Genomic DNA, 3,149 nt, shown 5'->3' with positions numbered 1-3,149 from the left:
CAACATCCCCAAATTGCTCCCTCAATCCTTTGAGGAAGCTTCTGAAACGAAATATCAGGGGGGTCACTTTTGGACGCCGATTACCCCAATACAGGGGTCAAATTTGCATGCCGGTTCACACACCAACACTCCCGACCGCCTGTCACCAACCGCCTGTCCCCAAACTGCCCGTCACCAACTGCCAAAACCGCCCCCGAAACTGCCCCAGTTGGTGACCGAGTTGCCGTAACTCGATGAAAGCACTAGGGCGACAAGGTCTCCTACCACCCCAGCCAGTTATCTGAACAACAAGAAACCAAGAACCGGGTTTCCCAAGGGACCTGGAAACTGCCCCCGAAAATGCCCCAGTTGGTTTTCGGCCACCCGAGGGACCCGTGGCGGGTGGTTCGGTGGGGCCTCTGGCTCTGACAGGGTGGGAAGTAAGGAGGGACTGGGAGGGTAATAGGTATAAGTAATGAATAGAAACGGTAGGATAGAGACGCTATAACTTAACCTTGCTTACTTACATCCTTTCCCTTCCCCCCCCTTCCTTACAGAGGGACGTAACCAGTGGCTGACATAGAGAACCCTTGGCACTCCCGCCCGATAGACGTTCATCCATAGGGCGCGATCTCAACGCCGGTTCGGTCTTCGTGTTCCCTGAGGCGCTGTAGGTACTCAGGGCAGCGCGGCGTCTGCCGCCAGCGAATGTAATCGAGCAAGACCTCACTTTTGACCTTACCCTCATCGATACCGAGGAACTGATTGCTGGTGGGTAGCGGTTTACCGACCACCCTTCTCGATGCCTCGGACATGGCGTCCTTGAGTTCGCTGACCCGGGTGTAGTCGATGATGAAGCTGTCATGCACCGAGAGAACCGGGACGTCCTGTGCCGCGAAGTAGCGCTGCACATAGTCGGCCATACGACCGTCTTGATTCATCAGGCGGATACCATGATCAGCGAACAGAGCGTCCTCCAGATGCGGACTCTTGGCCAGAAAAGCTTCCAGCAGCTTCTCCAACTCACTGTTGGTCATCTGTTTGCCATGGTGGCCCTTCGGAAACCCATCACGAAAAGCCCGGAACGCAGCGTCTTTCGCATCGGCATTGATTGCCGTCAGGACCAGCTTCTTGATGAAAGTCCGCTGGAGGTCAGGGTGAATTCCTCCCAACACCTTCTCGGGTAAGTCGTAAGGATCTTCAGTCAGTTCGACGCCGCGTTCCAGGCTCAGGATTGAGACATGCAGGCTTCGGAAATCCACCTCCACGGTCGGCGTGTCGTTGATGAATATCTCTCTGCGCATCTTGCTGTTTATTCGCTGCCACCAGCCCCCGTAAAACCGTCCGTTGCAGCCCCAGTCGGATCGGCTGAAGATCCTTCTGGTTCTCTTGTGATATTGATCGACGGGAACGCCATCGATGTCAGGCGTCGCAAGCGTCGGGATGTCGATAAAGGCAGAGGCGATGATGTTATTGTAGTGCGTCAGTTCCTCTCGCATCAAGTTGGTCTCGTCGGTGTCGTCGTATTCAACCAACCCTTCCTTGCTGTCTCTCAGGATGATGATTTCCTCACCCTCGACCCTGCCAACGTGGGAACGGTCAAAGGCAGCCTTGGCGAACCATCCCTGCAGTTCAGCGGACGCTCTGATCCGCGTGGTCCGGTTGCCGGGTACGTAGGGTCCAGAATAGCTGCCCCGTGCCAAATCAATGAGGTTCGCATCGGATAGAGCGCGTATGATGGGCAATATTTTCTTGGAGATGTGGATGGCGTTATATCGTGAGGACGTATCCCAAGTGTTCGGCGACATTGAAACACCGATGCACAGCTCCGGGTCTTCGAGCCAAGCCACGTAAAGATCCAGGGTCAGGACACGTAGCTGGTGGCGAAAGGGAGTTTTGGGCTTGGGTCCTGTGGTCTGGTCGCTGGGTAGATACTCGTCCCAGATACGATTCACGAATTGAACCACCTCGGGGTAATCTGACCACCGATGAACGTCTATCGGGCGGGAGTGCCAAGGGTTCTCTATGTCAGCCACTGGTTACGTCCCTCTACAAGGAAGGGGGGAAAGGGAAGTATGTAAGTAAGGTTGGGTTATAGCGTCTCTAACCTACCGTTTCTATTCATTACTTATACCTATTACCCTCCCAGTCTCTCCTTACTTCCCACCCTATCAGAGCTGGAGGTCCCGAAGAACCACCCGTCACGGGTCCCTCGGGTGGCCAGGGGCATTTTCGGGGGCAGTTTCAGCCACCGGGAGCAGAACCGGTCCATGAGTTCTTCTTGTTCAGATAGCTGGCTGGGGTGGTAGGATTCGAACCTACGGTACACGGTACCAAAAACCGCTGCCTTACCGCTTGGCTACACCCCAACGTGAGCGGCTAATTAAGCTGCCCGGCTTCGCTGTGCAAGACCTGAATTCGAAAAATGGCCACTACTCACTCGGGGTTTCGTGGTTCGGCAGGTCTTCGTCCTTGAGCGCGGCGCAGTCCTGTTCGACGATTCTGTCCATAGCATCGTTTGCGGTCGCGGTGACATTTTCCGGCGGCGCGGTTTCTGACGCTTTCAGCGATGGGGTCGAACCGGGTCTGAGCGGCGGTTCCCGTGCCGAGGGTCCAACGATGCCGAAGGCGGGTTCGGGCATCGGGATTTCCGGCTCCTGGGACGCGATCATGGTCATCCTGTTCACCGTGTCGCGGGCGGGCGCGGGTTGAGCGCCCGTAGCGACCCCCAGATCGAACAGGAAGCTGCCCTCGTCGTTCAGGGTATCGTTCACGACCCGCGCCTTGAAGGCGGTGGCTTTGGGGATAGGCCGCTTCGATTTCAATGGCGACGACGCCTTCGACGCGGCAGGCCGGATCGTTAGGCCGCCGGGCCGCCCTGTCGGGCGCTGTCCCGGACTGCAATCGTCCCTGTCGGTCGGTCAGACTGGGACAACAGGCCGCGGACAAGGAGACAGATCGGGCAAATCAGCAGCAGGCGAAAGGCATGAGCTTCCCCAGGTGAGGCCCTTCAAGCTGGCCTAAGCGCCTGCGATGTCGATGTAGTGCACTAGGCGGCGTCTGCATTAGGCGAGCCATGTCATAGCACAGGCAAGGGCAACGAATGCCCGAAAGGACGAGATTGTCTTTTCGCAGCGCAGCGCGATACGATGGAACCGTTTGATCCGATT

2 protein-coding genes, 1 tRNA gene and 1 pseudogene are annotated in these 3,149 nt (G+C 56.9%); all 4 read right to left on the bottom strand.

The genetic code is table 11. The features are described from left to right. Positions 1–593 precede the first annotated feature (593 nt). Positions 594–1,829 (bottom strand): hypothetical protein, encoded by a 1,236-nt coding sequence (locus QO034_RS23110; protein ID WP_284487852.1) that lies wholly within the window; start codon positions 1,827–1,829, stop codon positions 594–596. 444 nt (positions 1,830–2,273) lie between these two features. After that, positions 2,274–2,348 (bottom strand) — tRNA-Gln (locus QO034_RS23105). A gap of 63 nt (positions 2,349–2,411) precedes the next feature. Next, positions 2,412–2,753, bottom strand: a complete 342-nt coding sequence (locus QO034_RS23100) for a hypothetical protein (protein ID WP_284487851.1) — start codon at positions 2,751–2,753, stop codon at positions 2,412–2,414. Between the two features lie 291 nt (positions 2,754–3,044). Beyond that, positions 3,045–3,149: pseudogene (locus QO034_RS23095) on the bottom strand (IS5-like element IS711 family transposase); the annotation flags it as partial.

The sequence above is a fragment of the Sedimentitalea xiamensis genome (assembly GCF_030164465.1).
Classification (GTDB): Bacteria; Pseudomonadota; Alphaproteobacteria; order Rhodobacterales; family Rhodobacteraceae; genus Sedimentitalea; species Sedimentitalea xiamensis.
This window is presented reverse-complemented; position numbering and strand designations above follow the sequence as displayed.